General features: G+C 69.8%; 30 protein-coding genes. 18 read left to right on the top strand and 12 right to left on the bottom strand.

Translation table 11 applies throughout. The annotated features are described in order from the left end of the window. Positions 1–19: 19 nt before the first annotated feature. Genes BLS25_RS16250 through xseA form a run of 4 tightly spaced genes read right to left on the bottom strand, consistent with a single transcriptional unit; the run spans position 20 to position 2,952 of the window. A complete protein-coding gene (locus tag BLS25_RS16250; RefSeq protein ID WP_056230032.1) occupies positions 20–706 on the bottom strand; it encodes a carbonic anhydrase in 687 nt (228 codons plus the stop codon). Next, complete coding sequence (locus BLS25_RS16245) at positions 703–1,335, bottom strand: DUF4245 family protein (protein WP_074697071.1); 633 nt, start codon at positions 1,333–1,335, stop codon at positions 703–705. The genes BLS25_RS16250 and BLS25_RS16245 overlap by 4 nt, the downstream gene beginning before the upstream one ends. Further along, positions 1,335–1,562 carry an exodeoxyribonuclease VII small subunit gene (locus BLS25_RS16240; protein ID WP_174799685.1) on the bottom strand — a complete coding sequence of 76 codons (228 nt, stop codon included), beginning with the start codon at positions 1,560–1,562 and terminating at the stop codon, positions 1,335–1,337. The genes BLS25_RS16245 and BLS25_RS16240 overlap by 1 nt, the downstream gene beginning before the upstream one ends. Positions 1,563–1,572: 10 nt before the next feature. Beyond that, positions 1,573–2,952, bottom strand: coding sequence for an exodeoxyribonuclease VII large subunit (gene xseA / locus BLS25_RS16235; protein WP_074697069.1), 1,380 nt, complete (start codon positions 2,950–2,952; stop codon positions 1,573–1,575). Positions 2,953–3,091: 139 nt separating this feature from the next. Between xseA and BLS25_RS16230 the strand changes: the two genes are divergently transcribed. From BLS25_RS16230 to BLS25_RS16210, 5 genes are read left to right on the top strand one after another with little or no spacing between them, the layout of a single operon-like run. Beyond that, positions 3,092–4,153 carry a 4-hydroxy-3-methylbut-2-enyl diphosphate reductase gene (locus tag BLS25_RS16230; protein WP_176786405.1) on the top strand — a complete coding sequence of 354 codons (1,062 nt, stop codon included), beginning with the start codon at positions 3,092–3,094 and terminating at the stop codon, positions 4,151–4,153. Then, positions 4,150–4,740, top strand: coding sequence for a DUF6264 family protein (locus BLS25_RS16225; protein ID WP_056230046.1), 591 nt, complete (start codon positions 4,150–4,152; stop codon positions 4,738–4,740). Before BLS25_RS16230 ends, BLS25_RS16225 begins: the two co-directional genes overlap by 4 nt. Positions 4,741–4,795: 55 nt before the next feature. Next, complete coding sequence (locus tag BLS25_RS16220) at positions 4,796–5,299, top strand: sigma-70 family RNA polymerase sigma factor (protein WP_056230049.1); 504 nt, start codon at positions 4,796–4,798, stop codon at positions 5,297–5,299. Further along, positions 5,296–5,994, top strand: a complete 699-nt coding sequence (locus BLS25_RS16215; protein WP_056230053.1) for an anti-sigma factor family protein — start codon at positions 5,296–5,298, stop codon at positions 5,992–5,994. The genes BLS25_RS16220 and BLS25_RS16215 overlap by 4 nt, the downstream gene beginning before the upstream one ends. Positions 5,995–6,038: 44 nt before the next feature. Then, positions 6,039–6,584, top strand: coding sequence for an MOSC domain-containing protein (locus BLS25_RS16210; protein ID WP_074697067.1), 546 nt, complete (start codon positions 6,039–6,041; stop codon positions 6,582–6,584). Between the two features lie 260 nt (positions 6,585–6,844). On the opposite strand, the gene fbaA is transcribed toward BLS25_RS16210, so the two are convergent. Next, positions 6,845–7,873 (bottom strand): class II fructose-bisphosphate aldolase, encoded by a 1,029-nt coding sequence (gene fbaA / locus BLS25_RS16205; protein ID WP_056230060.1) that lies wholly within the window; start codon positions 7,871–7,873, stop codon positions 6,845–6,847. A gap of 177 nt (positions 7,874–8,050) precedes the next feature. On the opposite strand from fbaA, the gene glpX reads away from it, so the two are divergent. Together glpX and BLS25_RS16195 are read left to right on the top strand one after the other, a co-directional pair. After that, the gene (glpX, locus tag BLS25_RS16200; protein ID WP_056230063.1) at positions 8,051–9,040 is read left to right on the top strand and encodes a class II fructose-bisphosphatase; all 990 of its coding nucleotides are present in this window, start codon (positions 8,051–8,053) and stop codon (positions 9,038–9,040) included. 253 nt (positions 9,041–9,293) lie between these two features. After that, positions 9,294–9,506, top strand: coding sequence for a hypothetical protein (locus BLS25_RS16195; RefSeq protein WP_056230066.1), 213 nt, complete (start codon positions 9,294–9,296; stop codon positions 9,504–9,506). Between the two features lie 114 nt (positions 9,507–9,620). Here the strand turns inward: BLS25_RS16195 and BLS25_RS16190 are convergent, their stop codons facing one another. Together BLS25_RS16190 and BLS25_RS16185 are read right to left on the bottom strand one after the other, a co-directional pair. Beyond that, positions 9,621–10,952 carry a DNA recombination protein RmuC gene (locus tag BLS25_RS16190; RefSeq protein WP_074697065.1) on the bottom strand — a complete coding sequence of 444 codons (1,332 nt, stop codon included), beginning with the start codon at positions 10,950–10,952 and terminating at the stop codon, positions 9,621–9,623. A gap of 54 nt (positions 10,953–11,006) precedes the next feature. After that, entirely contained in the window at positions 11,007–11,600 is a 594-nt protein-coding gene (locus BLS25_RS16185; RefSeq protein ID WP_074697064.1) for a 3'-5' exonuclease, read from the bottom strand. Positions 11,601–11,840: 240 nt separating this feature from the next. On the opposite strand from BLS25_RS16185, the gene BLS25_RS16180 reads away from it, so the two are divergent. From BLS25_RS16180 to BLS25_RS16155, 7 genes are all read left to right on the top strand, one after another. Then, positions 11,841–12,590, top strand: coding sequence for a class I SAM-dependent methyltransferase (locus tag BLS25_RS16180; RefSeq protein ID WP_074697062.1), 750 nt, complete (start codon positions 11,841–11,843; stop codon positions 12,588–12,590). Between the two features lie 39 nt (positions 12,591–12,629). Further along, the gene (gene ychF / locus BLS25_RS16175) at positions 12,630–13,703 is read left to right on the top strand and encodes a redox-regulated ATPase YchF (RefSeq protein ID WP_056230077.1); all 1,074 of its coding nucleotides are present in this window, start codon (positions 12,630–12,632) and stop codon (positions 13,701–13,703) included. A gap of 101 nt (positions 13,704–13,804) precedes the next feature. Next, complete coding sequence (locus BLS25_RS16170; protein WP_074697060.1) at positions 13,805–14,899, top strand: hypothetical protein; 1,095 nt, start codon at positions 13,805–13,807, stop codon at positions 14,897–14,899. A gap of 1 nt (position 14,900) precedes the next feature. Then, entirely contained in the window at positions 14,901–15,350 is a 450-nt protein-coding gene (locus tag BLS25_RS16760) for a hypothetical protein (protein WP_143017988.1), read from the top strand. Next, the gene (locus BLS25_RS16165; RefSeq protein WP_074697058.1) at positions 15,347–15,883 is read left to right on the top strand and encodes a hypothetical protein; all 537 of its coding nucleotides are present in this window, start codon (positions 15,347–15,349) and stop codon (positions 15,881–15,883) included. The genes BLS25_RS16760 and BLS25_RS16165 overlap by 4 nt, the downstream gene beginning before the upstream one ends. A 189-nt stretch (positions 15,884–16,072) precedes the next feature. Further along, positions 16,073–16,519 carry a DUF4279 domain-containing protein gene (locus BLS25_RS16160; RefSeq protein ID WP_081349904.1) on the top strand — a complete coding sequence of 149 codons (447 nt, stop codon included), beginning with the start codon at positions 16,073–16,075 and terminating at the stop codon, positions 16,517–16,519. After that, positions 16,516–17,340 carry a hypothetical protein gene (locus BLS25_RS16155; protein WP_074697054.1) on the top strand — a complete coding sequence of 275 codons (825 nt, stop codon included), beginning with the start codon at positions 16,516–16,518 and terminating at the stop codon, positions 17,338–17,340. Before BLS25_RS16160 ends, BLS25_RS16155 begins: the two co-directional genes overlap by 4 nt. 7 nt (positions 17,341–17,347) lie before the next feature. On the opposite strand, the gene BLS25_RS16150 is transcribed toward BLS25_RS16155, so the two are convergent. From BLS25_RS16150 to BLS25_RS16135, 4 genes are all read right to left on the bottom strand, one after another. Beyond that, positions 17,348–18,286 carry an ADP-ribosylglycohydrolase family protein gene (locus BLS25_RS16150; RefSeq protein WP_074697052.1) on the bottom strand — a complete coding sequence of 313 codons (939 nt, stop codon included), beginning with the start codon at positions 18,284–18,286 and terminating at the stop codon, positions 17,348–17,350. Positions 18,287–18,314: 28 nt separating this feature from the next. Then, positions 18,315–18,932: a hypothetical protein gene (locus BLS25_RS16145; RefSeq protein ID WP_056230093.1), complete on the bottom strand. Its 618-nt coding sequence runs from the start codon at positions 18,930–18,932 to the stop codon at positions 18,315–18,317. Between the two features lie 92 nt (positions 18,933–19,024). Further along, positions 19,025–19,693, bottom strand: a complete 669-nt coding sequence (locus tag BLS25_RS16140) for a hypothetical protein (protein WP_074697050.1) — start codon at positions 19,691–19,693, stop codon at positions 19,025–19,027. Between the two features lie 122 nt (positions 19,694–19,815). After that, a complete protein-coding gene (locus tag BLS25_RS16135) occupies positions 19,816–21,123 on the bottom strand; it encodes a D-alanyl-D-alanine carboxypeptidase family protein (RefSeq protein WP_256335606.1) in 1,308 nt (435 codons plus the stop codon). A gap of 152 nt (positions 21,124–21,275) precedes the next feature. Here BLS25_RS16135 and BLS25_RS16130 point away from each other — a divergent pair, with 152 nt between their 5' ends. After that, a complete protein-coding gene (locus tag BLS25_RS16130) occupies positions 21,276–21,446 on the top strand; it encodes a CsbD family protein (protein WP_074697048.1) in 171 nt (56 codons plus the stop codon). A 114-nt stretch (positions 21,447–21,560) separates the two neighbouring features. Beyond that, the gene (locus BLS25_RS16125) at positions 21,561–22,529 is read left to right on the top strand and encodes an aldose 1-epimerase family protein (protein ID WP_074697046.1); all 969 of its coding nucleotides are present in this window, start codon (positions 21,561–21,563) and stop codon (positions 22,527–22,529) included. Between the two features lie 69 nt (positions 22,530–22,598). Here BLS25_RS16125 and BLS25_RS16120 read toward each other — a convergent pair whose 3' ends face one another. Then, positions 22,599–23,009 carry a glucose-6-phosphate dehydrogenase gene (locus tag BLS25_RS16120; protein WP_074697044.1) on the bottom strand — a complete coding sequence of 137 codons (411 nt, stop codon included), beginning with the start codon at positions 23,007–23,009 and terminating at the stop codon, positions 22,599–22,601. 172 nt (positions 23,010–23,181) lie between these two features. Here BLS25_RS16120 and BLS25_RS16115 point away from each other — a divergent pair, with 172 nt between their 5' ends. Further along, positions 23,182–24,588, top strand: coding sequence for an SPFH domain-containing protein (locus tag BLS25_RS16115; RefSeq protein ID WP_074697042.1), 1,407 nt, complete (start codon positions 23,182–23,184; stop codon positions 24,586–24,588). Between the two features lie 12 nt (positions 24,589–24,600). Next, positions 24,601–25,425, top strand: a complete 825-nt coding sequence (locus tag BLS25_RS16110) for a DNA-formamidopyrimidine glycosylase family protein (protein WP_074697040.1) — start codon at positions 24,601–24,603, stop codon at positions 25,423–25,425. Positions 25,426–25,542: the final 117 nt, after the last annotated feature.

Genomic DNA, 25,542 nt, shown 5'->3' with positions numbered 1-25,542 from the left:
CAGGTCGTTCGTTCGGTTGTCAGATGCGGGCGTCTTCGACGCGGGGGTCGTCGACGCGCGGGTCGTCGACATCGCCCACGATGACGACGGGGAAGGCCTCGCCCTCGTCGAGGCGGTAGTTCGCGCCGACCACGGCGACGCGGCCCTCGGCCACGGCCTCGCTGATCAGCTCGGAGGCGCGCAGCAGCTCGCCCACGGTGTGGCGCAGATGTTCGCGGCCCACGAGCTCGGGGTCGACGACGTCGGGCAGCTGGCCGTCCACGGCCGAGGCGCGCTGAACGCGGCGGACGGCGGGCACGATGGGGGCGATCTGGCGCCAGATGTACGCGGGGAGGGTCGGGGCGTCGACGCCCGTGCTCTCGATCGCTGCGCCGACCGCTCCGCAGGCGTCGTGCGCGAGCACCACGATGAGGGGGACCTCCAGCACGCCCACGGCGTACTCGAGGCTGCCGATGACCGAGTCCGAGATGACCTGGCCGGCGTTGCGGACGACGAACAGATCGCCGAGGCCCTCGTCGAAGATGATCTCGGCGGCGAGGCGCGAGTCGGAGCATCCGAAGAGCGCCGCCGTCGGGTGCTGCGAGCTCGCGAGCTCGGTGCGACGTTCCACGTCTTGACGCGGGTGCGCGGGTGCGCCGGAGACGAAACGCTCGTTGCCCTCCACCATCTGCTGCCAGACCTGACGGGGGCTCATGCGCTCGCTCACGGGACCTCTCTCAACTGCTCGATCTGCGATGTGACGGAGGCGGCCGCGAGGGCCGCGGTCTCGGGGGCGGCATCGCCGTAGACGAGCACGTAGTCGGGCCCGGCCGGGGTGGCGAGGGCGTAGTCGACATTGCCCGCACCCGAGGGGTTCGAGGGGCGGTAGACGTTCCACGTGATGCCGTCGATCTCGGTCGTCTCGGTGCTGCGCGTGCCGTCGAGAACCTGACCGACCCAGGCGTCGTCGGCGTCGAGACCCTGAGCGACGCGGAGGAACCCGCTTTCGCCCGATCGCACGTAGACCATGGTCCACGCCTCGGTGCCGCCGACGCCCTCGGTGCTGGCCTGGTTGACCCGCCATCCCTCGCCGAGAGACGGCGAGAGCACCGGCCGACCGAGATCGCGCTGCATGTCGGCCGCGAGGGCGGGCACGTCGATCTCGGGGCGGGGGGCGGGCTCGCCGCGGGGGACGGCCGCCACGACGACCAGGACGACCGCGACCGTCACGAGCAGGGCCGCGATGAGGTTGCGGAACGTCTTGCTCGAGCGGTACCGACGCGAGGACTCGGCTTTGCGGTCGGCGGTTTCTTGAGGGGTCTCGGGTCGGCCGAGATGCGCGACGACGCGAGCCATCAGTCGTCTCCCTCGCCGCGGGCGGCGTCGAGGCGGCGCTTGGCCCCGAGCAGCCACTCCTCGCAGCGGGCGTAGAGCTTCTCGCCGCGCTCCCAGAGCGCGAGGGATTCTTCGAGGGTCGGGGCGCCCTGCTCGAGTTCGGCGACCACGCGCACGAGTTCGTCGCGGGCCTGTTCGAACGACAGAGTGGCGACGTCGACGGCGGGGCCGGGGGTCGTCGCGGTCATGGCATCCATTCTAGGCGCGCCCCACCGACACCCCGTCGCCGGGTGCCTCGTCGTCGAGCGGACGATCGACGGATGCCGCGGAGCCGGCCAGGTCGGCCGAGGAAGCGCCGTGTGCGACGGTGTCGGGCACGGCGCCGTCCGAACGGGCGGCCACGGTTCCCTGCTCGACCGTGAGCCGCAGGGCGGTTCCGGCCGGCGCGTGGGCGGCGTCGCGCAGCACCGAGCCGTCGGGGAGCTGGGCGATGGCGTACCCCCGGGCGAGAGTGGCGAGCGGCGAGAGGGCGCGGAGCCCCGCCCCGAGCTCGCTGGTGCGCCGACGCTCTCCTTCGATGCGGCGATCGACGATGTCGCGCCCCCGGTTCGAAAGCATCCACAGCTCCTGCGCGCGGGAGGTGAGCAGGGAGTGCGGGTTGCGCAGAGCGGGACGCGAGCGGATCTGTTCGAGCTGCGCGATGTCGTGGAGGACGCGCTGGGTGAGACGTCCGGTCAGTCGGGCGCGCAACTGCGAGACGAGGGCCCGCTGCTCGCTGACGTCGGGGACCACGCGCTTGGCGGCGTCGGTGGGCGTCGAGGCGCGCACGTCGGCGACCTCGTCGAGGAGCGGTCGGTCGTTCTCGTGCCCGATCGCGCTGACGATCGGAGTGGATGCCGCGGCCACCGCACGCAGCAGGCGCTCGTCGCTGAAGCCGAGGAGCGTCTGCGGATCCCCGCCGCCGCGTGCGATCACGATCACGTCGACCTCGGGGTCGGCATCGAGGATCCTCAGGGCCGCGAGCGTTTCGGGAACGCACCGGTCGCCCTGGACGGCGGCGTGCTGTGTGCGAAAACGGACGCGGGGCCAACGCAGTTCGGCGTTGCGGTGCACGTCCTTCTCGGCATCCGAGTTCTCGCCCGTGATGAGACCGATGCAGTGGGGGAGGAAGGGCAGCTTCTTCTTGCGGACGGGGTCGAACAACCCCTCCGAACGCAGCTGCAGGCGCAGGCGCTCGAGGCGCTCGAGCTGTTCGCCCAAGCCCACGTGTCGCATCGCCGAGATCGCGAACGAGAAGTCTCCGGTGCGCGGGAAGTAGTCGGCCTTCACGCACGCGACGACGTGGTCGCCGACCTTGAGGTCTTTGGGCAACCGGTTGAGCGTGCTCGACCAGATGCGGAAGGCCACCGTCGACTCGGTGCCGAGGTCCTTCAGCCGCCCGAAGACGTTGCCGCCGCGGCGGTTGAACGAGGTGATCTCACCTTCGACCCAGACCGATCCCCAGCGCTCGATGAAGCCCCGGATCGTGTCGTTCAGCCGGGACACCGAGGTGGGGGCATCGGTGGAGGAGTCGCGGGGGTGCACGCTGTCGGCGGGCGGGGCCTGACCTGCGACGGTCTCGGGCTGGAAAGAGGTCATGTCACTCGCTGGGATGCACGCCGTCGGCGGGGGCCGCGAGAGCCGGACGTCTCTCGGGAGGGAAGGTCCCATGCTATCCGGCCGGGTCGCGCCGGGGAGGTTCGGCCGTCGTCCAGGGGCGCCCCCGTAGAATCGAGGGGTGAGCTCACCTGCCGTGCACCTGCCCGTTCCCCGCATCCCGGGTCGACGCGGGCGGCTTCAGGACGTCCCGGTCCAGGGCAAGAAGAAGGTGTTGCTCGCGGCACCCCGCGGCTACTGCGCCGGTGTCGACCGTGCGGTCATCGCCGTCGAGAAGGCCCTGGAGCGCTACGGCGCCCCCGTGTACGTGCGCAAGCAGATCGTGCACAACATCCACGTCGTGACCGAGCTCGAGAAGAAGGGCGCGATCTTCGTCGAAGAGGTCGACGAGGTCCCCGCCGGCTCCCACGTCGTCTTCAGCGCGCACGGTGTCTCGCCGGCCGTCGTGTCCGCAGCATCCGATCGGGGTCTGCAGGCCATCGACGCCACGTGCCCCCTCGTGACGAAGGTGCACCGCGAGGCCGTGCGCTTCGCCCGTGACGACTTCGAGATCCTGCTGATCGGCCACGAGGGCCACGAAGAGGTCGAGGGCACCGCCGGAGAAGCCCCCGAACACGTCACCGTCGTGAACTCTCCCGACCACGCCGACACCATCGAGGTGCGCGACCCGTCGAAGGTCGTGTGGCTCTCGCAGACCACGCTCTCGGTCGACGAGACGATGGAGACCGTGCGGCGTCTGCGCGAGCGCTTCCCCGAGCTGCAGGATCCGCCCTCCGACGACATCTGCTACGCCACCCAGAACCGCCAGGTCGCGATCAAGAAGGTCGCCGTCGGCGCCGACCTCGTGATCGTCGTGGGTTCGGCGAACAGCTCCAACAGCGTGCGCCTGGTCGAGGTCGCCCTCGAGCACGGCGCGAAGGCCGCCTACCGCGTCGACTACGTCGACGAGGTGAAGCAGGAGTGGCTCGAGGGTGTCGAGACCGTCGGCGTCACCAGCGGCGCCTCGGTGCCCGAGGTGCTCGTGACCGAGGTCCTCGAAGAGCTCGCCGGCGCCGGCTACCGCGACGTCGAAGAGGTGCGCACCGCCGAGGAAGACCTGATCTTCTCGCTCCCCAAGGAGCTGCGACAGGATGCCAGCGGCAAGCGCGACGAGCGCGCGCTGGGCGGCCGGGGCCGCGCGTGAGCGACGTCGACCCGCGCACCCCGTCCGCGGCGGACGAGGCTCGTCCCCGCCCGCAGTACGGCGAGTACGCCACCCCCGAGGAGCAGCGGGCGCGCATCCGCCGTCCGGAGGTGACCGAGGCCCTCGAGGCGGGCGTGGCCCCGCAGCCGGAGCATGCCCCCGAACCCCGCGCCGCGGCGAAGCCCGGGCCCATGCCCGCCCCCACCACCCGCGGCGGCCAGGTCGACCGGATCGTGACGTTCGGTCTGTTGATCTACGGGCTGTTCTCCGTCGTCACCACGATCATCCAGCTGCTCAATTTCCCCGAGTACGCGAATAACTTCGCGCGGGTCTTCCAGGTCGACGCGACGTTCACCAACCTGACCGCCGGGTACCTCTGGGGTGCGGCGGCCGCGGCCGTCACCGGGATCGGGTGGCTTCTGACCGCCATGTTCACCTGGCGGTCCATGAGGCGCGGGCGTATCTCGTTCTGGATCCCGATCGTCGGCGCGCTGGTCTCGACGGTCATCGCGGCCGTCCTGTCGCTCATCGGCATGGCGAGTGACCCGCAGTTCCTGACGGCCGTCATGGGCACCGTCTCGAACTGAACCGAACCCCACGGCATCCCGTGTTCCTAGAAGAAGAGGGAGAGGGGATGCCGCTGTGCGAGACGACCACGCGCAACTGACCGCGCTGTACGACGCGCACGCGACCCCCGTCTGGCGTTACGTCGTGAGCCTCACCGGCGATCACGCGGGCGCCGACGACGTCGTGCAGGAGACGCTGCTGCGCGCGTGGCGTACGCCACGCGTCATGAGCGACGACCCGGCCTCCCTGCGCTCGTGGATGTACACCGTGGCCCGCAACATCGTCATCGACGAGGCGCGGAGCGCGCGGCGCCGGCACGAGCAGCCCGTCGACGAACTCCCCGAGACCGTCCGCGACGACGACACCGACGCGATGTTCGACGCGCTTCTGGTCGAGGAGGCGCTCGCCACCCTCACACCCGATCACCGCGCCGTCATCGTCAGCGCCTACTACGGCGGACGCAGCGTCGCACAGACGGCAGACGAGCTCGGCATCCCGACGGGCACCGTCAAATCGCGACTGCATTACGCGGTGCGGGCATTGCGGCTCGCGCTGCAGGAAAGGGGGGTGACCCGATGAACGACGATCACGAACGTCTGTCGATGTCGGACGGCGCCTACGTGCTCGGAGCGCTGTGCGCCTCCGACCGCGCCGAATTCGAAGCGCACCTGGCGGTGTGCGCCATCTGTCGCGCCTCCGTCGCAGAATTGGCTCCGACCGCGGGACTCCTCTCGCGACTGTCGCCCGAACGCGCCCGAGCGCTCAGCGCGACGACGGGCCCCATTCCGCTCGCCTCGCCCGATCCGTCTTTGCGCGGACGCGTGGTCGAGGTCGCGCGGCGTCGCCGGAAGCGGCGCATCACCGCGTGGACGCTCGCGGCATCCATCGCCCTGGTGGCGGTCGCGGTGCCGAGCGTGTTCGCCGTGAACAGTGCGATGCAGCAGTCGGCGGGTACCGTCTACGCCCTCGACGACGTCGCCGGTGCACCCCTCGAGGCCTCGGTGAAGCTCACCTCCGCGCCGTGGGGGACCCGCATCGACCTCGTGTGCCAGTACACCGGTCAGGTGCTCGACGCCCCGCCCGGGGGCTGGCCCTACGCTCTCGCCATCACCGACGACTCGGGGACGACGAGCGTGCTCTCGACCTGGCGCGCCGACCCGGGCTCGACCACCGAACTGAGCGCGGGGACCGACCTCTCGGCCTCGAACATCGGCGCGGTCGAGATCCGCTCTCTCGACGGCGACACGGTCGTGATGCGGCGCGAGTTCGACTGAGGGCCGCGTCCGCGCGCCGCCGCCGCACGCTCTAGCATCGACGCATGCCTCGACTCGTCGCCGTCTGCGTCGTTCACAGCCTGCGCCCGGATTCCGGGTCGATCGGGGTGACGGCGATCGACAAGCGTCCGCTCGAGGGGAAGGTCCGCGTCGGCAAGCTCGGCCTCCGCTCCGACGTGCAAGCGAGCCGCAAACACCACGGCGGGCCGGAAAAGGCCGTCTACGCGTACGCCCAGGACGACGCCGACTTCTGGGAGGGCGAGCTCGATCGGGAGCTGCGCCCGGGATGGTTCGGCGAGAACCTCCGCGTCGAGGGACTCGACGTCAACGGAGCGCGGATCGGCGAGGTCTGGCGCATCGGCGACACCGTCGAGCTCGAGGTCACGATGCCCCGAACGCCCTGTGCGACGTTCGCCCGGTGGGTCGGTGGGTCGGCAGCGCTCGGCTGGGTCAAGCGCTTCTCGGACGAGGGGCGCCTCGGCGCCTACCTGCGTGTCCGTCGCGCCGGAGAGATCCGAGCGGGGGATGCCATCGAGGTGCTCTCGTCGCCCCACGGAGCGCCCACGGTGCTCGAGGTGTACCGCAGCTGAGGCGCGTCCGGCCCCGGTCGGCGCACCCGCGCTCGGCTGTGCGATCGCGCGGGGCGTCCTGCCTTGCCGGTGGCGCGAGACGGCAATTCGCTGACTCGTCCGTTGCAGGCTGACACCCGGTTGTCAACGAGATGCCGTCTCGGCGTGCAGGAGGGGCGCGTGCGGGGGATGCCGGGACAGCGGCGGGGGCCGGGGCACGGCAACCGGAAACGACGAACGCCCCGGCGTGAGAGCCGGGGCGTTCGCGGGATGACGAGGTGTCAGCTCTTCGAATGGCCGAACGAGCCGAGCTGCTTCGTGGCCTCGACCACGCGGACGGCCATCGCCGACTCGGCGACCTTGCCCCAGGCGCGGGGGTCGTACTGCTTCTTGTTGCCGACCTCGCCGTCGAGCTTGAGCACGCCCTCGTAGTTCGAGAACATGTAGCCCGCGATCGAGCGCGTGAAGGCGTACTGGGTGTCGGTGTCGATGTTCATCTTCACGACGCCGTTGGCGACGGCGAGGGCGATCTCGTCGTCGGTCGAGCCGCTGCCGCCGTGGAAGACGAGGTCGAGGGGCTTGGGGCCGGTGCCGAACTTCGCGGCGATGCCCTCCTGGATCTCGCCGAGCAGCTCGGGGCGGAGCTTGACGCCACCGGGCTTGTACACGCCGTGCACGTTGCCGAAGGTCAGGGCCGAGATGTAGCGGCCGTTCTCGCCGAGGCCGAGGCGCTCGACGGCCTTGGTCACGTCGGCGACCGTCGTGTACAGGGCCTCGTTCGAGCCCTCGTGCTGGACGCCGTCCTCTTCGCCGCCGACCACGCCGACCTCGATCTCGAGGATGGCGTTGATGTTCTTCATGCGGGGGAGGAGCTCCGCCGCGATGTCGATGTTCTCGTCGAGGGGAACGGCCGAGCCGTCCCACATGTGCGACTGGAAGATCGGGTTGCGACCGGCCTTGACCTCTTCTTCGGAGGCCTCGAGCAGCGGAAGGACGAAGCCGGGCAGGGCGTCCTTGGGGCAGTGGTCGGTGTGCAGGGCGACCGTGATCGGGTAGTTCTTCGCGACCTCGGTCACGTACTTGGCGAAGGCGAGGGCGCCGGTGGCGCGGGCCTTGACCGTGTGACCGGCGAAGTAGTCGGCACCACCGGTGGTGACCTGGAGGATGCCGTCGGAGCCGGCCTCGGTCAGGCCCTGGAGCACCGAGTTGATGGTCTGCGAGCTCGAGACGTTGATCGCGGGATACGCGAAGCCGCCGGCCTTCGCGCGGTCCAGCATGTCGGCGTACTGCTCAGGGGAAGCGACGGGCATGGAGGTGCTCCTTGGTGTTGTCGGGACACCGTCACTCTAGCGAAGCCGCCGGATCGTGACGGTGCGGGCGCAGCAGGAACCGGGCGGTTCTGCTGATCCGTTAAGAACGGCGATTCCTTCGTTGCACGTCCGGTCAAAACCCGCGATTGTCACCGGATCGCTGGATACAGTGGCCCCATGGTGAGCCTGACTGCCGACATGAGCCCTTTGCACCCCGACCGGAACCTGGCGCTCGAGCTGGTGAGGGCGACCGAAGCGGCATCTATCCGCGCCGTCCCCTTCATCGGCCGCGGCGACAAGGAAGCCGCCGACGGCGCAGCCGTCGACGCGATGCGTGCGTTCTTCAGCACCGTCAACTTCGACGGCACGATCGTCATCGGCGAGGGCGAGAAGGACAACGCCCCCATGCTCTACAACGGAGAGCGCGTCGGAAGCGGCCGCGGGCCCCAGTGCGACGTCGCGGTCGACCCGATCGACGGCACCTCGCTCACGGCCGCGGGCCGCCAGAACGCCCTGTCGGTCATCGCCGTGTCCGACCAGGGCACGATGCTCGACGCGTCCAGCGTCTTCTACATGGACAAGCTCGTCACCGGGCCCGCCGGTGTCGGTGTCGTCGACATCCGCCTCCCCATCGCCGAGAACATCCGCTTGCTGGCCAAGGCCCTCGGCAAGCCCGTCGACGAGATCGTCGTGTCGGTGCTGAATCGTCCGCGTCACGAGAAGCTCATCGCCGAGATCCGCGAGGCGGGGGCGGGCACGCGCCTCATGAGCGACGGCGACGTCGCCGGCGGCATCAACGCCGCCCGCCACAACGCCCGCACCGACATGTGCGTCGGCATCGGCGGCAGCCCCGAGGGCATCGTCACCGCGTGCGCGATCAAGGCGCTGGGTGGTCACATCCAGGGCGTGCTCGCCCCGCGGACCGACGACGAGAAGGAGAAGGGTCGGGATGCCGGCCTCGACGTCGACGGCCAGGTCTACGAAGCCGATGGTCTGGTGAAGGGCAAGAACACGATCTTCGTCGCCACGGGCGTGACCGACGGCCAGCTCGTGCAGGGAGTCCGCCGCGATGGCGACTTCATCTACACCGAGAGCGTCGTGCTGCGCGGCGCCTCGGGAACGCTCCGCCGCATCTCGTCCGAGCACCTGACGTCGAAGTGGCTGTGACGCCGCGGCGCTGAATTCGTCGTTTCCTGAGACAGCATCTCGCGGACGGAGCGGTCGCCCGGGGCAGCCGTGACGTCAGCGGGGTGCTGTTTCGGCGTTCGGCGACAGGCGCACGGTCGTCGCCTCGACGTGCAGCTAGAGCCGGGCGTGTCGTGACGCAAGCGTGACCGGTAACGGAAGCCCTGTCTGGCAGAATCTCTAGGAGTGTCAACGGCGACGCTGTGTTCTTCCGAGACCCGAAGGGGGATCGTCCATGGCAGCAGCTCCGACGAATCAGACCGCACCTCAGACAGGTGCACAGGCGGTCATCGCCAGCGCGGTCGACCCTGCGCGCCGCCCCGACGTGCTGTTGCGCGTCCGGCGCGACGAGGGTCACGAGGTCAGCGCGTGGTGGATGGTCGGCGCGTTCGTCGCCGTCTCCGCGGCCGTGGTGAGCTTGCTGAGCTGGGTTCCCGGCGGGGCCTGAACCTTCTCGTCTTTCGGAAGCCGGCCTCCCGGACGGCGGCTCCCGCATTCTCGGCCCTCGTGCCCGGCTCGATGCCGGTAAGGGTTCGAGCATCGCGCGTGTCGGGCCTTGCGCTCACGACTCCGTGTCGGCCAGTCCCGCTCGCTGGCGGATGACACCCAGGTCGGCCCTCGCGGCCGCCTCGGCCGTCTCGACCGGTGACGGGGTGGCTTCGCCGGCGCCATCGAGGTTCTCGATCATCTCCGGCGCGGTCCATCGGCGGGGAGTCGCCTCGATCGCGACGGGAGCGGCGACCGCATCGAGCTTGGTCTCGTCGATGCCGGGGAACTTCCGCGCCGTGACGAGCACACGTGTCTCGAGCGATCCGGCGAACCGGTTGTAACTGTCGACCGTTTTCTCGATCGCGCGGCGCAGGTCGTTCGCGTGCTCGGCGAGTTTGCCGACGCGCTCGTAGAGCTCTGTGCCCAGGGCGAAGAGCGTGCGCGCCTCGTCGGAGACGTCTTGCTGGGTCCACGTGAACGCGACGGTCTTGAGCACCGCCCAGAGGTTGACGGGCGAGGCGAGGGCGACGCGGCGCGTGAACGCGTAGTCGAGCAGCGTCGGGTCTTCGTCGAGGGCCGAGGCCAGCAGCGACTCGCTCGGCAGGAAGCACACGACGAACTCGGGGCTCGTGGTGAGCCCCGCCCAGTATGCCTTCTTTGCGAGGGCGTCGACGTGGGCGCGCACCGCGCGGGCGTGCTTGGTCAGGAATGCGGCGCGGCGGGCTCCGTCGTCGCCGTGCGCCGTGACGGGGATCGCGCTGGCCTGCAGATACGCATCGAGGGGGACCTTGGCATCCACCGCCAAAGACTTGCCGCCGGGGAGGCGCACCACCATGTCGGGGCGACCGGCTCCGGCGTCGCTCGAGATCGCCGTCTGCAGGTCGAAGTCGACGTAGCGCGTGAGGCCGGCGGCTTCGACGACCCGGCGGAGCTGCGTCTCGCCCCAGACGCCGCGCGTGGTTCCGGAGCGCATCGCGGAGGCGAGCGACTCGGTCGTCACGCGGAGTGCCTCGTCGGCCTCGCGGGACAGGCGCAGCTGCTCGCCGAGCGCGGTGTACTGCTCGACCCGGTCGCGTTCGAGGCCGTCGACCTTGCGCTGCATCGCATCGAGCGTCTCGCGCACCGGGTCGAGGGCGCGAAGGACGGTCTGCTCGCGACGCTCGCGTTCTTCGCGGGCTGCCTGATCCGCGCGCGACTGCCCCACGAGCTCGCGGTACAGGGCGACCTGGTGGTCGAGCTGCGCCTGCACGCCCGCCCGCGCGGTCTCGGCGGCGGCGACGCGGGCGCCGTGGGTTCGCTGCTCTTCAGCGGCGCGGGCCGCGGTCCGCGAAGAACCCACGAACCACCCGCCGACGACGCCCACGACGAGAGCGAGGATCACGAAGACGAGAGCGATGGCATCCATGGGGTCAGCTTGCACCAGACCTCCGACATCGCCGGAAAGACGGGCCGAGAGGCGTCAGGCGACGGCGCGCTCGACCGGCTCCGCCGCGATCTGCGATACACGGACGCCCAGGTGCGCGGCGAGGGCGTGCACGTCGTCGACGCCGGCGCGGCGGGCGCAATCGATCGTGATCTCGGCGCAGGCGACGGCGTCGGCCAGGGCATCGTGGTGGGCGAACGGGGAGCAGCCGGCTTCCTCGGCGACGAGCGGGAGCCGGTAGGAGTCGAGCGTGTAGGTCTTGCGCGACATCTGCACGCTGCACATGTAGCGGTAGGGCGGGCACTCGTCGCCGGTCGCCGCGCACGCCCGGCGCAGCACCGACATGTCGAAACCGGCGTTGTGCGCGACCAGGACGTCGGCTCCCGCGAAGGCGGTGAGGCGCTCGAGTTGCGTCGTCCAATCGGGCGCGTTCACGACATCGGAGGGGTGGATGCCGTGGATCCCGACGTTGATCGGGGCGAAGTGGTCGTGACCTGGCGGTGGCTTGATGAGCCAGGCGGCCGTGGCGACCACGCGGCCGTTCCGGACGCGGGCCAGACCCACCGCGCACGCGGACGCGCCGCTGGAGTTCGCCGTTTCGAAGTCGATCGCGGTGAAGTCCAAAGCCACGACTCCACCCTCACCCGCGCTCCCGTGGGGGCGAAGAGGCGCGCCGGGGTCGGCGGCATCCGGTCTGCCGTTTCGCTCCGGCGGCGGTCGCTGGAACATTCCGCAGAAAGATGCGTGCCGGCGAGGACCGAGGGGTGGCTGCGGTAACCCGACGCCGGCCGAAGTCCCTGCGTCGTGACCGCGGGGCTGGGGAGGACGTGGGGCGGATGCGATGTCGGAGGGGCGGCGTAGGGTCGGGGCATGACCGATCGCGAGAAGTCGACCTCGTTCGGGCAGGCGGCCTCCGCCTACGAATCCGGGCGGCCCGGGTATCCCGCCGAGGCCGTGGCGTGGCTGCTCGAACCCGTGCGCGAGGCCGGCCGCGCGCTGCGCGTCGCCGACGTCGGGGCGGGGACGGGCAAGCTCACTCGCGCGGTCGCCGAGCTCGGCGCCGACGTTGTGGCCGTGGATCCGGATGCCGACATGCTCGCGACCCTGCGCGAGAACGCGCGGGGTGTGCCCACGTTCGTCGGCACGGCCGAGCATCTGCCCCTGCCCGATTCCGGTCTGGACGCCGTCGTCATGGGCCAGGCCTGGCACTGGGTCGACGTCGAGCCGGCGTCGCGAGAGACCGCTCGCGTGCTGCGCAGCGGGGGAGTACTCGGGCTCATCTGGAACATCCGCGACGACCGCGTCGACTGGGTGCGGCGGCTCACCGCGGCCATGGGCGGGTCGAACGCCGAGGTCCTCCTCGCCACAACCGGTCCGCGCGTCGCCGAGCCCTACGGCGAGCTCGAGCATCGTGAATGGTCGTGGGAGAGGCGCATCACCCTGCCGCAACTGCGCGACCTCGTCGTCTCGCGCAGCGACATCATCACGGCCAACCCCGAGAAGCGCGCGGGCATCGAGGCCGCGGTCGACGGGGTCGTGGCATCCGTCCCCGAACTCGCCGACGGAGGCTCCGTCGCCCTGCCGTACGTCACCCACGCCTTCCGCGCACGGCGACCGTGACGCGGTGACCGGGCTCCGAGCCGGGTAACCTGGACTCCCGTGGCTCTTACCATCGGAATCGTCGGCCTTCCCAACGTCGGAAAGTCGACCCTCTTCAACGCTCTGACCAAGAACTCGGTGCTCGCGGCGAACTACCCGTTCGCCACCATCGAGCCCAACGTCGGGGTCGTGAACCTTCCCGATGTGCGCCTGCAGAAGCTCGCCGACGTGTTCGGCAGCGAGCGGCTCATGCCCGCTGCGGTGTCGTTCGTCGACATCGCCGGAATCGTCCGCGGCGCGAGCGAGGGCGAGGGCCTCGGCAACCAGTTCCTCGCGAACATCCGGGAAGCGGATGCCATCGCGCAGGTCGTCCGCGGATTCGCCGACGACGACGTCGTCCACGTCGACGGTTCGGTCAACCCGGCGAACGACATGGAGACCATCAACGCCGAGCTCCAGCTCGCCGACCTCCAGACGCTCGAGAAGGCGATCACCCGGTACGAGAAAGAGGTCAAGGGCAAGAAGCTCGACCCCTCGGTGCTCGAGGCCGCCAAGGCCGCGCAGGACGCCCTCCAGCGTGGCGTGCTGCTGTCGGCATCCGGAATCGACCTCTCGCCGATCCGCGAGCTGGGGCTGCTGACCGCGAAGCCGTTCATCTTCGTCTTCAACGTCGACGAGGCCGTGCTCACCGACCCGTCGCGCAAGGACGAACTCGCCGCTCTGGTCGCCCCTGCGAAGGCCGTCTTCCTCGACGCCAAGATCGAGTCGGAACTCATCGACCTCGACCCCGAGGACGCCGCCGAACTGCTCGCGTCGACCGGCCAGGACGAGTCGGGTCTCGACCAGCTCGCCCGCATCGGGTTCGACACGCTGGGCCTGCAGACCTACCTCACCGCCGGCCCCAAGGAAGCGCGCGCCTGGACGATCCCGCAGGGCGCGAAGGCGCCGCAGGCGGCCGGTGTCATCCACACTGACTTCGAGAAGGGCTTCATCAAGGCCGAGGTCATCTCGTTCGACGACCTCGTCGAGCTCGGCTCGGTCGCCGAGGCCCGCGCGAAGGGCAAGGCCCGCCTCGAGGGCAAGGACTACGTCATGCAGGACGGCGACGTGGTGGAGTTCCGCTTCAACAACTGAGCCGACGGCGCGCGGCCCGGGCCCGCGCGATGAGGGCGGAAGTGTCGACGGGGTGGGCAGCGACCCCGTAAGCTGACGAACCACTTCGGGGGGAGAGGCTCATGGCCATTCAGGTTGATACGTCGGTGGTTCGAGGGGGCGGCGAAGCGTGCTTGCAGCTTGCTGACGACATCGGTCGCGCGTTGGAGTACTTCGATAACCACATCGATAAGGCGCAGTCGTGGGCGGGTGGAGCGTTAATCCAGTGGCTTCTATCGGAGCATAGCTCTTACGCGTCCAGGGTTGACTCCGGGCTTATGCGATCGAAGGCGTTGATGATTGCCTCGGGCGGCGCTCTAGATGATGTAGCTCGGCGCTTCGACGAGAACGAGTACGATGCCCAGGTCAGCGTTCGTGACCTGTTCGATGATCTCGATCCGGGCGTGGCGACGGCGCCCATCGACGGGAGCACAGAGCACCAGAGCATTGCCGTCGGTTCTCCAAGCGCGGCGCTCGTTCCACCCGAGTCTTCCGTAGCTGACCCGGCCTTCGCGGTCGTGTGGAATATCATCAACTGGCCGGACTACATCTCTTTGTCCTATTGGGGTCGGCAGCTTCTGAATGCGATATTTCAGCTCGTTGCGCCGTCCCTTACTGAGGGCCAGGACCTGTTCGAATTCCTCGCGCAGAAGCTCGGCGGCGATTGGGACAAAGTGGCGCTGGCAGGAAGCGCTTTCGGTCATCTCGGAGATTTTTTTGACGGCCTCGCCGGCGAGGTGAACAACCTGGCGGTGGATGTGTTCGCCGCCTGGACCAGCGGAGAGAGCGCCGACCGTGCTGGCGAATACTTTGCAGAACTTGCGGCGGCGTTTGCCGCCCAACCGGAGGTGTACGGCGACCTCGCGTTGAAGTACTCCAATGCGGCGTGGGCAGCTTTCGGAGCGTGTCAGGGCCTGTTGTCTGCGCTCGATGCGGCCGTTGATGCGCTCGTCGTTTTCCTGATGGGATTCGCCTCCGTCGGCGAGGCGCTCGCAGCCATCTTCAGCGGGGGTGCGACAGCCGTACCGGCGGTCGTCTCCGCCGTGATCGCGGTTGTGGAGGCATTTTCGAGTGCGTGGGGCGCCATGATGACCACGCTCTCGCTGACAATCGCGGCCGGAGCGACCCTCGGCTCCGCCACCACCAACATCGAGTTCGTCTCTCTCCCGGAGGTCTGACATGAATCTTCCTGATGTGTCCGCGGCGCTGCTGCGCACGACCGACGACGACTTCGCATCGAATCTGAAGAAACGATTGCTCGCGCTCGCCGACGCGACCGAGGACGAGGCGTATGCCAGTCGATTACGGCTAATTGCCAACGGCAAGCGACCCCTTCGGACGCTCCTTCACGATCCTCAATGGCGCGAATCGTTCGACTCCCGCATCCCCGAAACCGTGAAGTTGGCTGCAATGGAGCCGGAGCAACGCCGCGCGCTGGACGAAGCCGTCGAACAAGCTCGTCGTCGCACGGTGATGCCGACGCGAGAGGAAGTCGCTTCGGATGTCGCCGACGTCATGCGCCGTGCTACTGCCACTCGGGACGCAATCAATGACGATGAGCGCAGTGGCTGGCAAGTCGTCCGCGATACGGCTATCGATACGAACAACCCCGCAGCGTTCGAGCGATGAGTCCCGAAACGTCGTTCATTGCGCGTTACGACGAGGCAAAGCGTGCAGCGGTTGAAGACACTCTTCAGAAGGTGGTGCGGGCTCAAGGCATCGCGGCGATCGCTCTGGCAGTCGTTTGGGGATTCGTCACGTTGCTGCCGATCGCGGTCGTGGCCGCGGACGGACAGGTGACCGCGGCACTCGTGCTCGCGGTGACGCTCGTGGTCCCTCTGGCCATCGGCGCGTTGGGCGTGCGCCAGCTCAGGCGGCGGCCGCGTATGCCCGAGATCGCGGTCGCGATCACCCCGACGAGCGTGCAGTTCCCCGCCCTCGAACGACCGTCTGCTCTTGCTCCCCGGGTGCGTGCTGAGCAGTGGGTCCGCGAAGGCACGACCGCCGAGATCCGCCCGGCATCCGGTCTGTTCCAGGCGCCCCTGGTCGTCTTCACTCGGCAGGACGGCGGCAAGCTCCGGCGACGAACGGTCTCCGCCGAGAACCTGGATATCGATCCGCGGATCCTCGTCGATGCGCTCGGCGGGACGGCTTCCGCGTAGCGGGTGTTTCGCGGGGCTGCCGAGAGCGTGTGCGAAATCGCGGCGGCCACTGCAGCGAGTGATGGCAGGTGCTGCGAGCGGCGTGCGCTGCTTCTCGGAACGGCTCATTTACCCGCCGAACGGGACCCTGCACGCAGCGGCTGGGCGCCCGAAGCACGCTCGGTCTGGCGGCGCACTAGCCTTGCGCACATGATCAGGCACAACAGTGCGTCGCTGTGCGTGTACAGCGACAAGTACAGCGTGGCGCAAATCACCGAGATGCTCGGAGTGGAGCCGGAACGCTCGGGAGACATCGGTGACCCGACGCCGTCCGGGCGCGCCGGTCGGAACCTCACGCCGCCTTACGCGAGGTATCAGCGCACGTTCTGGTGCCTGCGCGAAGACGCGGACGACACGGACGCCGAGGATCAGACCGGCTTCTCCGCTGTGCGGAAGGTGGTCGATCGGGTGCTTCCCGTCGCCCACAAGCTCGCCGACCTTCGAAACGACGGAGAGACGATCATCTGGTGGTCGGGCGACTCCGACAGCACGCAGGGAGGCTTCGTCCTAGAAGCGGACCTTCTCGCGAAGATCAGTGTCCTCGGATGCCATCTCTACGGCACCACGTTCCTCGGCGAGGAAGGGTCGGGCACGTGACCACCATTCCCGAGCCCGCCCGCATCGACGATCTCGCCGCCTTCGCCGCGGCCAACGGCTGGACGTCCCAGCCGACCGCCGAGCCTCCCGCGCTCTCGGGTGACATGTGGGAGTACGCCACGGCGGGCAACGTCCAGGACCGCATCGCCGGCGCGGACTGGGAGGCCGGCCGGATCGTCGGCGGGGCGAGAAAGGCCGAAAACGTTCGCCAGAACGGCATCTTCACCATTCGGACGAGCGTGTCGGTCAACGTGCCGGTGAGGAGCATCAACCTCGGCTACCTGGCAATCCGACTGCCCCGGCACCTGCCGCACTTCGTGCTCGATGCGCGGAGCAACGACGGCATCCTGTCATCGCTCCAGCACCGACCGCAGCGGGGGCAGCGACTCTCTCTCGAGGGCGACTTCGACACGCACTTCCACCTCTTCGCGCCGAAGGGCTACGAGCGCGATGCGCTCTACGTCTTCACGCCCGATCTCATGGCGCTGCTGATCGACGAGACGGGCGACCTCGACGTCGAGGTGCGTGACGACATGCTGATCGTGTACCGGCCCGGCGGGTTCGACCTCCACGATCCCGCGGTCTGGGAGCGCTTCGCGCGCATCCGGGCCACGGTGGGCGCGAAGGCGTGGACCCAGACCGACGGGTACAGCGACGATCGGGCAGCGCCGGGGCTGTCCGCATCCGTCGGTCCGGAGGGGCGCCGACTGAAGCGCAGTCTGCCGCGATGGGTGTGGATCGGGATCGGAATCGCCGCCGCTGCCCTGCTCGTTCCGGTGGGGGTGCTGATCACGGTGTTCAGCGTGGCGAACCCCCTCTGACGCGGCGTCAGGCCCCCACGGCTGCCCGCGCGCGGCGCGCGAGCTCGGTGCCGTCGATACCCGGCCAGCCGTGCAGGCCCTCGGCGTGCGAGGCGGGAAGCGCGTCGGCGCCCCACACGGCGCCCGCGAGCGAGCCGGCGATGGCCGCGACCGTGTCGGTGTCGTTCCCGCCGCGCACGGCGCGCTCGATCGCGTCGAGCGGCGTCGCCGCGCCCGAGACGGCGGCGAGGGCGCCCTGGAACGCCCGGACGATCCACCCGTTCGCCTGTTCGAAGTCCCGCGGATGCCGGCCCTCGGTCGCGTCGATGAGATCGCCCCACCGACCGCGGCGCTCGGCGGGCACGAGATCGAGCTGCGCGCGCATGTCGAGTTCCCCGGTCAGGATGCCGTGGCGGATCGCCCCGCACCACAGAGCGCACGCGTCGAGGTTGTCGTCCTCCCAGTGGGTGAGGCGAGCGACGGCGCCGGCGGCCGCGGCGAGATCCTCGCGCGGGCGATCGAGATAGCCGAGGGCGACGGGACCCGTGCGCATGAGCGAGCCGTTGCCTCCGCTGCGACCCGACGCGTCGTGCACGGCGCGGGATGCCGCGGTGATGGCATCCATTACTCCGCCGGCGGGGATGCGGGACAGGACCTGGCGCGTCTGGGCACCGACGTCGAGGGCCTCGCGCGCCCACTCCTTCCAGCGGTGCACGATCGTCTCGAGCGAGGAGGGGTCTTCGAGGCGGTGTCCGGCGGCGAGTTCGTCGAGGATCGGAACGGCCATGCTCGTGTCGTCGGTCCACTCGCGCTCGCCGTGGCCGAAATGCCCGCGTCCGAACGCGGGCACGACCTCGTCGGCGAGGGCAGGGCCGAACTCGTAGGCGGAGCCGAGGGCGTCGCCCGCGGCCGAGACGAGGACGGCGCCGATGGCGCGATCGACCTGTGCGGGGGAGGGGGCGCTCATGACCTCAGCCTAGGAGCGACGTCTCTTCTCAGACGCGTGCAGCGCTGAGGGCGCTCGGTGAAAGCTCGACGAGACCTTCCCCGGGCGTCCACCGCCACCTCGTGCCGAGGCCATCGGCGTACTCCAACCGGGTGATGGAGCGATCGCCGGCGACGGTGAAGGGGTCGAGAACGTCAGCCTCGCGGACTGGTCGGGGAATACCGTCCCAGGAGGATTGCAGGGCGAGCCCTCGGTTCTGGACGAAGAACTGTCCGGGCGGCAGCACCTTCATGCGGATGATGTGGGTGTTCTCGCCCGGGCCAGCCACGTGAACTTCGACGTCGTAGAACACGGCCGACGTCGGGCTCTGGTTCGAGACGACGACCCCGTATCGGCGACCGCTTTCATCTCGGTCGGCCGCCCACCATGAGGCGACGCTGCCCGCCAACTGGCGACGGTCGCGCGCTCGGTCGACCTCGTCTCGTTGGGCTTCGCGCGTAGCCGAGTCGCGCGCGGAGGCGACGGCCTCTTGACGCGTCTCGTCAGCGGTCCTGTTCGCGGCGAGCGCGACGCGGAGCGCGAAGATACTCAAGATGCACCCCAGGACGGCGGCGAGCGCCGCGACCCAATCGGCGAGGGTTCCGGGTTCGAGCGGGAGTGGCGACATGCCCCTCACGTTAGGGCGAGGCGCCGGTCCGGGGCGAGGAGATGCACTGTATTTCACCCGGGGCATCCGCGCGTTTCACCCGCAAAGGGGGATCAGATGTCGCTGTAGTCGTTCGCCGGCAGGATGAGTAGCGTCACCGCGTCGCCGTCGAGCACGAGCATCACGTACTCGCGCCCCACCTCGCCCGGGCGTTGGAGGGACTGCGTCCCCGGTACGTCGCGCGTGTCGAGGCGCAGCGCGGTGGAGTCGAAGCCCTCCGTGGCGCCCGCCGCGACCGCCTCGGCGCGGGTCGAGCCGACACCGATGCCGCCCGTGGTGACGACCGGGTGGCCGGACACCGTGGGCGTGGTCGCGCGGACGGTGGCGCCGCGGGTGGATCCGTCATTGGGTACGGTCACGGTGAATCCCGGCCAGGTGAGCGCGGTGAGCTCGAGGGTGCCGCCGTAGGGGCCCTCGACCGCCGACTGCGTGGGGGCCGTGCCGAGCGCCGCCGTCCACGCGTCGACGGAGTTCAGCGAGTACTCGAGGGTCGACCCCGCGGCGATCGAGGCGCTGTCGAGAGAGACGATCAGGACGGCATCGCTCGCCGGGGCTGCCGCGTCGCCCGTGGGTGAGACCGTCGGAGTGGGCTTCTCCGACGGGGTGAAGGCGGGCGTCGGCGAAGCCGCTTCCGTCGGCTCGGGGGAGGGCTGCGGGACGCACGCGCTCAGACCGAGGGCCAGAACGGCCGTGAACGTCAGAAGGGGGACTGTTCGCCTCATAGACGAACGCTATCGGCCCCGCGGTTGGTCTTCAACGAGCCCCGGACGCGCCGCGGTCGATGACACCGCGAGGGTTCGGCATCCGGTCGACTCGTTCCCGGGGAAGCGGGCGTCCTCGGTGCTCAGCCCAGCTCGCTCGGGTGCGTCAGCCGCCACCACAGGGACGGCTCCTCGATCGCTCCCTTGATCTTCACCTCGGCCGACGTCGTCTGCGGCCCCGCGGTCCACGTGACCGAGCCGACGACCTCGCCGTCGGCGTAGTTCTGCGGGGTCGTGGTGTCGAGGGTGACCGAGACGGGTGTGTCCGACCACGTACGGAGTTTGGTCGTCTTGGCCAGCACGAGCGACGCGCTCGAGCCCCACGGGGTCGAGATGGTGCCGAGGTCGTCGCCGACCGTGCCGAGCGGGATGTCGTGGAAGCCGTCGCTGATGCTCTGGAGGAGGTTGCGGACGTCCGCGTCGGTGCTGTCGTGGGTCTCGCCACCCAGTCGCGCGCCCGTGATCTGCAGGGGAGAACCGATTCCCACGTCGAGTGACGAGGTGAACAGCAGGTTGAAGGTGCCGTCGCCGAGGTTGCCGGTCTTCAGACCCGTGATGCCGAGGGTCCCCAGCAGGTCGTTGGTGTTGGTGACCGTGCCGGCGCCGGTGATCTGCGCCGATCGGGTGCCGGCGATCTGGGCGATGACCGGGTTCGCCTCGGCCAGTTTCGCGAGCGCCAGCAGATCGCTCGGGGTGCTGGCGTTGCGGGAGTCGATGCCCGTGGCATCCACGATCCGGGTGTCGTTCAGACCGTTCTTGCTCAGCCACGATCGAGCCGCCGACACGTACGCCCCCTCGGAACCAAACCCCCACCGGGCGATGGCGACGGCGTAGTTGGCGGCCGAGGGCAGCAGCATGGTCGTGAGCGAGTCGTGCAGCGACAGCTTCAGTCCGTCGGGCATCGGCGCGATGACCGCGCCCTGCACGTAGAACTGGTCGTACAGATCGGTGTCGGCCTCGGTGTACGAGATGGTCGGCCCGGGGTCGGTCGGCCCGCTCAGCGGGTGGGCGTCGAGGACGACCAGGGCGGTGACGAGTTTCGAGATGCTCGCGAGGGAGCGCGAGTCGTTCCCTCCCGACGCGGCGAAGGACTGGGCCGCATCAGGGCCGAGGTAGTCGGCGCCTCCGTCGACGCGCAGCAGAGTCTCGCCTCCGGCGGGGAGGGCGAGGGATGCCGCCGCCCCGGCGTTCGCGGCAGGAGCCTGGGAAGTGACGGTCGGGGCAGGTAGAGCGGCGGACGAGGCCCACCACACGTAGCCACCGCCCCCGCCGAGGATGAGGAGGGTGACGACGAGGAAGACGATGAGGACGACGCGCCCGGCGCGACCGCTCGGCTGCGGCTCTCGCGGTGCTTCCTCGAGGAGGTCGCCGAAATCGGCGAGCGTGCTCACGAGATATCTCCAGGGTCCCCCACGTCTCGAACCTATTGGTTTCTCTTCCCCACCACGACCTGAAATTCAAGCCCCCCTTTTCTCCGGAGGTCGGCGGCTTACCGTGTACGCACATCGGGAGATACCCGAAGACCACACGGGAGGAGCCGACTATGGGACTCGACGACAAGATCAAGAACGCTGCGGAGAACATCGCTGGCAAGGCGAAGGAAGCCACGGGCAAGGCGACGGACAACGAGCGCCTCGAGGCCGAAGGTCAGGCTGACCAGACCAAGGCCCATGCCAAGCAGGCCGGCGAGAACGTCAAGGACGCCTTCAAGTAAGTCGCCCTCCCCGAAATGCCCCGATCCGTGTGGATCGGGGCATTTCGTCTGTTCGGATGAAATCCGGCGGAGGGGATGCCGGGGTGCCGGGGCCGCGGCCGGGATAATGGCGACATGACCGCTGCCGTTCCCACCGAGACCCCCACCGTGGTCTCGGGCACCCCCGTCGTCCTCCGCGCACACGGCTACGAAGCCGCGATCGCGAGCGTCGGCGCCTCCCTCCGCTCCCTGACGTACGAGGGCCGCGACCTCGTCGTTCCCTTCGATGCCGACGAGCTCCGTCCCGGCTACCGGGGGACGACGCTCGCCCCCTGGCCGAATCGCGTGGTCGACGGCATCCACCACTTCGACGGCGTCGAGCACCAGCTGCCGCTGACCGAGCCGAACCGCGGGCACGCGCTGCACGGGCTGCTGTCATGGGTCGACTGGAACATCCTCGAGGCGTCCGATGACGCCGTCACCCTGACCGCGACCGTCACCGCGCAGGCCGGGTACCCCTGGTGGCTCGTCGTCTCGACCACCTACCGCCTTGCGGCGAACGGCCTCACGCAGACCGTCCGCGCCACGAACCTGTCGGACACACCGGCGCCTTGGGGCACGGGACCCCACCCGTACCTCGTCGCGGGCCCCGCGACCCTCGACGAGTGGACGCTCGGCCTGCCCGCCGACACCGTTCTCGAAGTCACCCCCGATCGGCTCGCGCCGGTGGCACTGGCATCCGTCACCTCCGACGCCGAGCGCTTCGACTTCCGCGACGAGCGGGTGCTGGGTGCCGTCGAGATCGACCACGCCTACACGGGACTGATCCGGGATGCCGACGGCCGCGCGACCGTCACGCTCACCGATCCCTCGGGCACCGGCGTCGAGATGAGCTGGGCGGGGGAGTGCGCCTGGGTGCAGATCCACACCGCCGATCTGCCGGACGGTCCCGGCACGCCCGGTCATCGCGCCGGCCTCGCCGTCGAACCGATGACCTGCGCACCCGACGCGTTCAACGACGACGCCTACGACTTCGACACGGGCGTCGTCTCGCTCGACCCCGGAGCCTCGCACGACGCCGAGTGGACCATCTCGGCGCGCTGAGACCCTGCCAACGACAGAACCGCCCCGGAGTGATCCGGGGCGGTTCTGTTCATGTGGGTGGTCCGTCGGTCAGAGGACCTGGGCCCCGCACATCCCGCAGTCGCCACCCGCGGAGACCTCGACGAAGCAGTCGGGGCACATCGCGCGAGTGGGGCGGTCGGTGATCGGGGTGGGCTTGAGGCTCGGCGCGCGACGCTCCTTGGGAGTGGACGCGGCACGGGCGCGGCGGGCCTCGATGGTCGGGGCTGGCGGCGGCGGCGGGGCGGCCGGCTTGTGCGCCTCGCAGTAGAACCGCACGAACCCGCCGTGGTGCTTGGGGTGGCGGTGCTTCACGGCCCACAGCTCGGTGCGCTCGTACAGCGGACCGTCAGTGCCGCAGGCGACGCAGCGGGTGGCTTCGCCCGGGACGACCTCGGAGACGAGCACGGGAGCATCGAAGCGGATGGCATCTCGCCAGTCCTGCGACGAAACGATCTTCATGGGGGACCCTTCTCGGGCGGTTCGGGCCGCCCACCCTCAACGGTACGCTCCTCCCCACCCCCGCGGGGACCGGAATCGTGCGCAGAAGGGGTGGACACCGGCCGCGGGCCCCCGGATAGGTTGGAGGGAATTCCCCCGTACCGCGGTTCGCGGTACCCGTCGAAGGAGAAGTATGGAACTCGCCGCCCTCGGAGCCATCGGCGTCATCGCCGCCATCGTCGTGGTGGTCGCGATCGTCGTGATGATCGTGCTCAGCCTGGTGATCCGCGGCTGGTACCGCGTCGCGAAGGCCGACGAAGCGCTGGTCATCGTCGGAAAGCGGCAGAAGAGCGCCGACGGCGAGTCCTCGCGCATCACCGTGATCACGGGCGGCGGCGCGATCGTCAACCCGCTGACGCAGCGCGGCGAGATGATCTCGTTGCGCGCGCGCCAGATCAAGATGGAGCCGACCGCGCAGTCGTCCAACGGCGTCACCGTCAACGTCAGCGGCGTGGCCCTGGTCAAGATCGGATCCGACCCGGAGTCGGTGCGCCGCGCGGCCGAGCGTTTCGCCTCGCAGGACAAGGCGATCGAGCAGTTCACGACCGAGCAGCTCGAGGGTGCGCTGCGTGGTGTCGTCGCGACGCTGACCGTCGAAGAGCTGATGCGCGACCGCCAGCGTCTCTCGGACCAGATCGCCGAGGGCATCAAGGCCGACCTTTCGTCGCAGGGCCTGATCCTCGACTCGTTCCAGATTCAGGGCGTCACCGACACCAACGGGTACATCTCCGCCCTCGGTGCGACCGAGGTCGAGCGCGTCAAGCGCGAGGCGGAGGTCGCCCGCATCAACGCGGTCCGCGAGATCCGCGCGCGCCAGATCGCCACGGACGAGGCCAACCTCATCGAGCAGACCAAGCTCGACAAGAACAGCGCCGCGGCCAAGGCCGAGGTCGGTCGCGCCAATGCCGAGGCCGAGCAGGCCGAGGCACTGACCCGCGCCGAGCGCCGCCAGGCCGTCCTGCAGCAGGAGGCCCAGAACACGCAGGCCCGCCTGGAATCCGAGGTCTCCCGCGTCGCCGACGCCGACCTCTACCAGCGCCAGAAGGATGCCGACGCCGAGGCCTACGCGCAGATCAAGGCCGCCCAGGCCCGCGCCGAGATCGCCGAGCAAGAAGCCGCCGCCGTGCGCGTGCGCGCCGAGGCCGACGCCCAGGCCGTCCGCCTGGCCGGTGAAGCCCGCGCCGAGGCGATCCGCGCCGAGGCCGAGGCGCTGTCGCACAACCAGGAGGCCCTGCTCGCGCAGCGCGCCCTCGAGGCCCTGGTGCCGATGATGGCGGAGTTCGCCAAGGGCTACGACCGCGTCGGCAACATCACCGTCCTCGGCGGCGAGGGCGCCAGCGGTCACCTCGCGACGGAATCGGCGACGGGCCTGCGCTCGTCGTTCGAAGCGGTCAAGGCGGCGACGGGCATCGACCTGACGCAGATCATTCAGGGGCGCGTCGTCGCGGACGCGTTCACGAACCCCCAGCACGCCGGCGAATCCGCCCAGACGCGCTCGTACCCGGCCCCGACCACGCCCCCGGCGTCGTCGGAGTCGTGATCGGATCGACCGGTGCCTGAGGCACCCGAGGTCGAGGCGCTCGCGCTCTTCCTGCGCGAGCGCCTGACCGGTCGCACTGTGACGGGTGTCGAGCTCGTCGAGGGCCGGGCGCTGAAGACCCGAGCGCGGCCGCTCGACGAGATCGTCGGTCGTACCGTGACCGCGGTGACCCGCCACGGCAAGCACATCGACCTCGATCTCGACGGTGTGCACCTGGGTCTGGGCTTCGGGCGGGCCGGGTGGGCGACCTGGAGTGACGGGCCCGCGGACGACGACGCCCCCGCGGGAGCGGCTGTCATCGCGCGGATCGTGTTCGACCACGGCATCCTGGGCATCACTGATGCCGGGGAGTGGCTGTCGGTGCAGCTCCACGTCGTCGATGCCGCCGACGAGGTGCCCTCGGTCGCGAAACTCGGACCGGATGCCGCGGACTTCGGCTATTCGCGAGACAAGCTCGCCGAAGCCCTCGGGCTGCGGCGCAAGCAGCTCAAGGCGCTGTTGCAGGAGCAAGAGACGCTCGCGGGCATCGGCAACGCCTACTCGGACGAGATCCTCTTCGCCGCGCGACTGTCGCCCACCGCCCACGCCGCAGCCCTCAGCGACGATGACATCACCCGGTTGCACCACGCGCTGCACGACACCCTGACCGCTGCCGTCATCGCACGTCGCGGAGTCCCGATCGCCGAGCAGAAGGCCGCGAAGGTCGCGTCGATGCGCGTGCACGGGCGTACGGGAGAGCCCTGCCCCGATTGCGGCGGGGTGATCGAGGACATTCCCGGCACGAAGGGCGGCGGGCAGTGGTGCCCGTCCTGCCAGACGCTGCCCGCGGACGCCTGAGCGGCGCGCCCCGGCGCGCAGCCCGTGTGAGGGGTCGATACGTGTCGCCCCGCGCGTCGCTCGGCGACACGTTCTGACCCCTCGGGCGGCGGGGACGACGAAGGGGCCCCGCACCGA

This window comes from Microbacterium testaceum StLB037 (genome assembly GCF_900104345.1).
In the GTDB taxonomy this organism is placed as follows: Bacteria; Actinomycetota; Actinomycetes; order Actinomycetales; family Microbacteriaceae; genus Microbacterium; species Microbacterium testaceum_A.
This window is presented reverse-complemented; position numbering and strand designations above follow the sequence as displayed.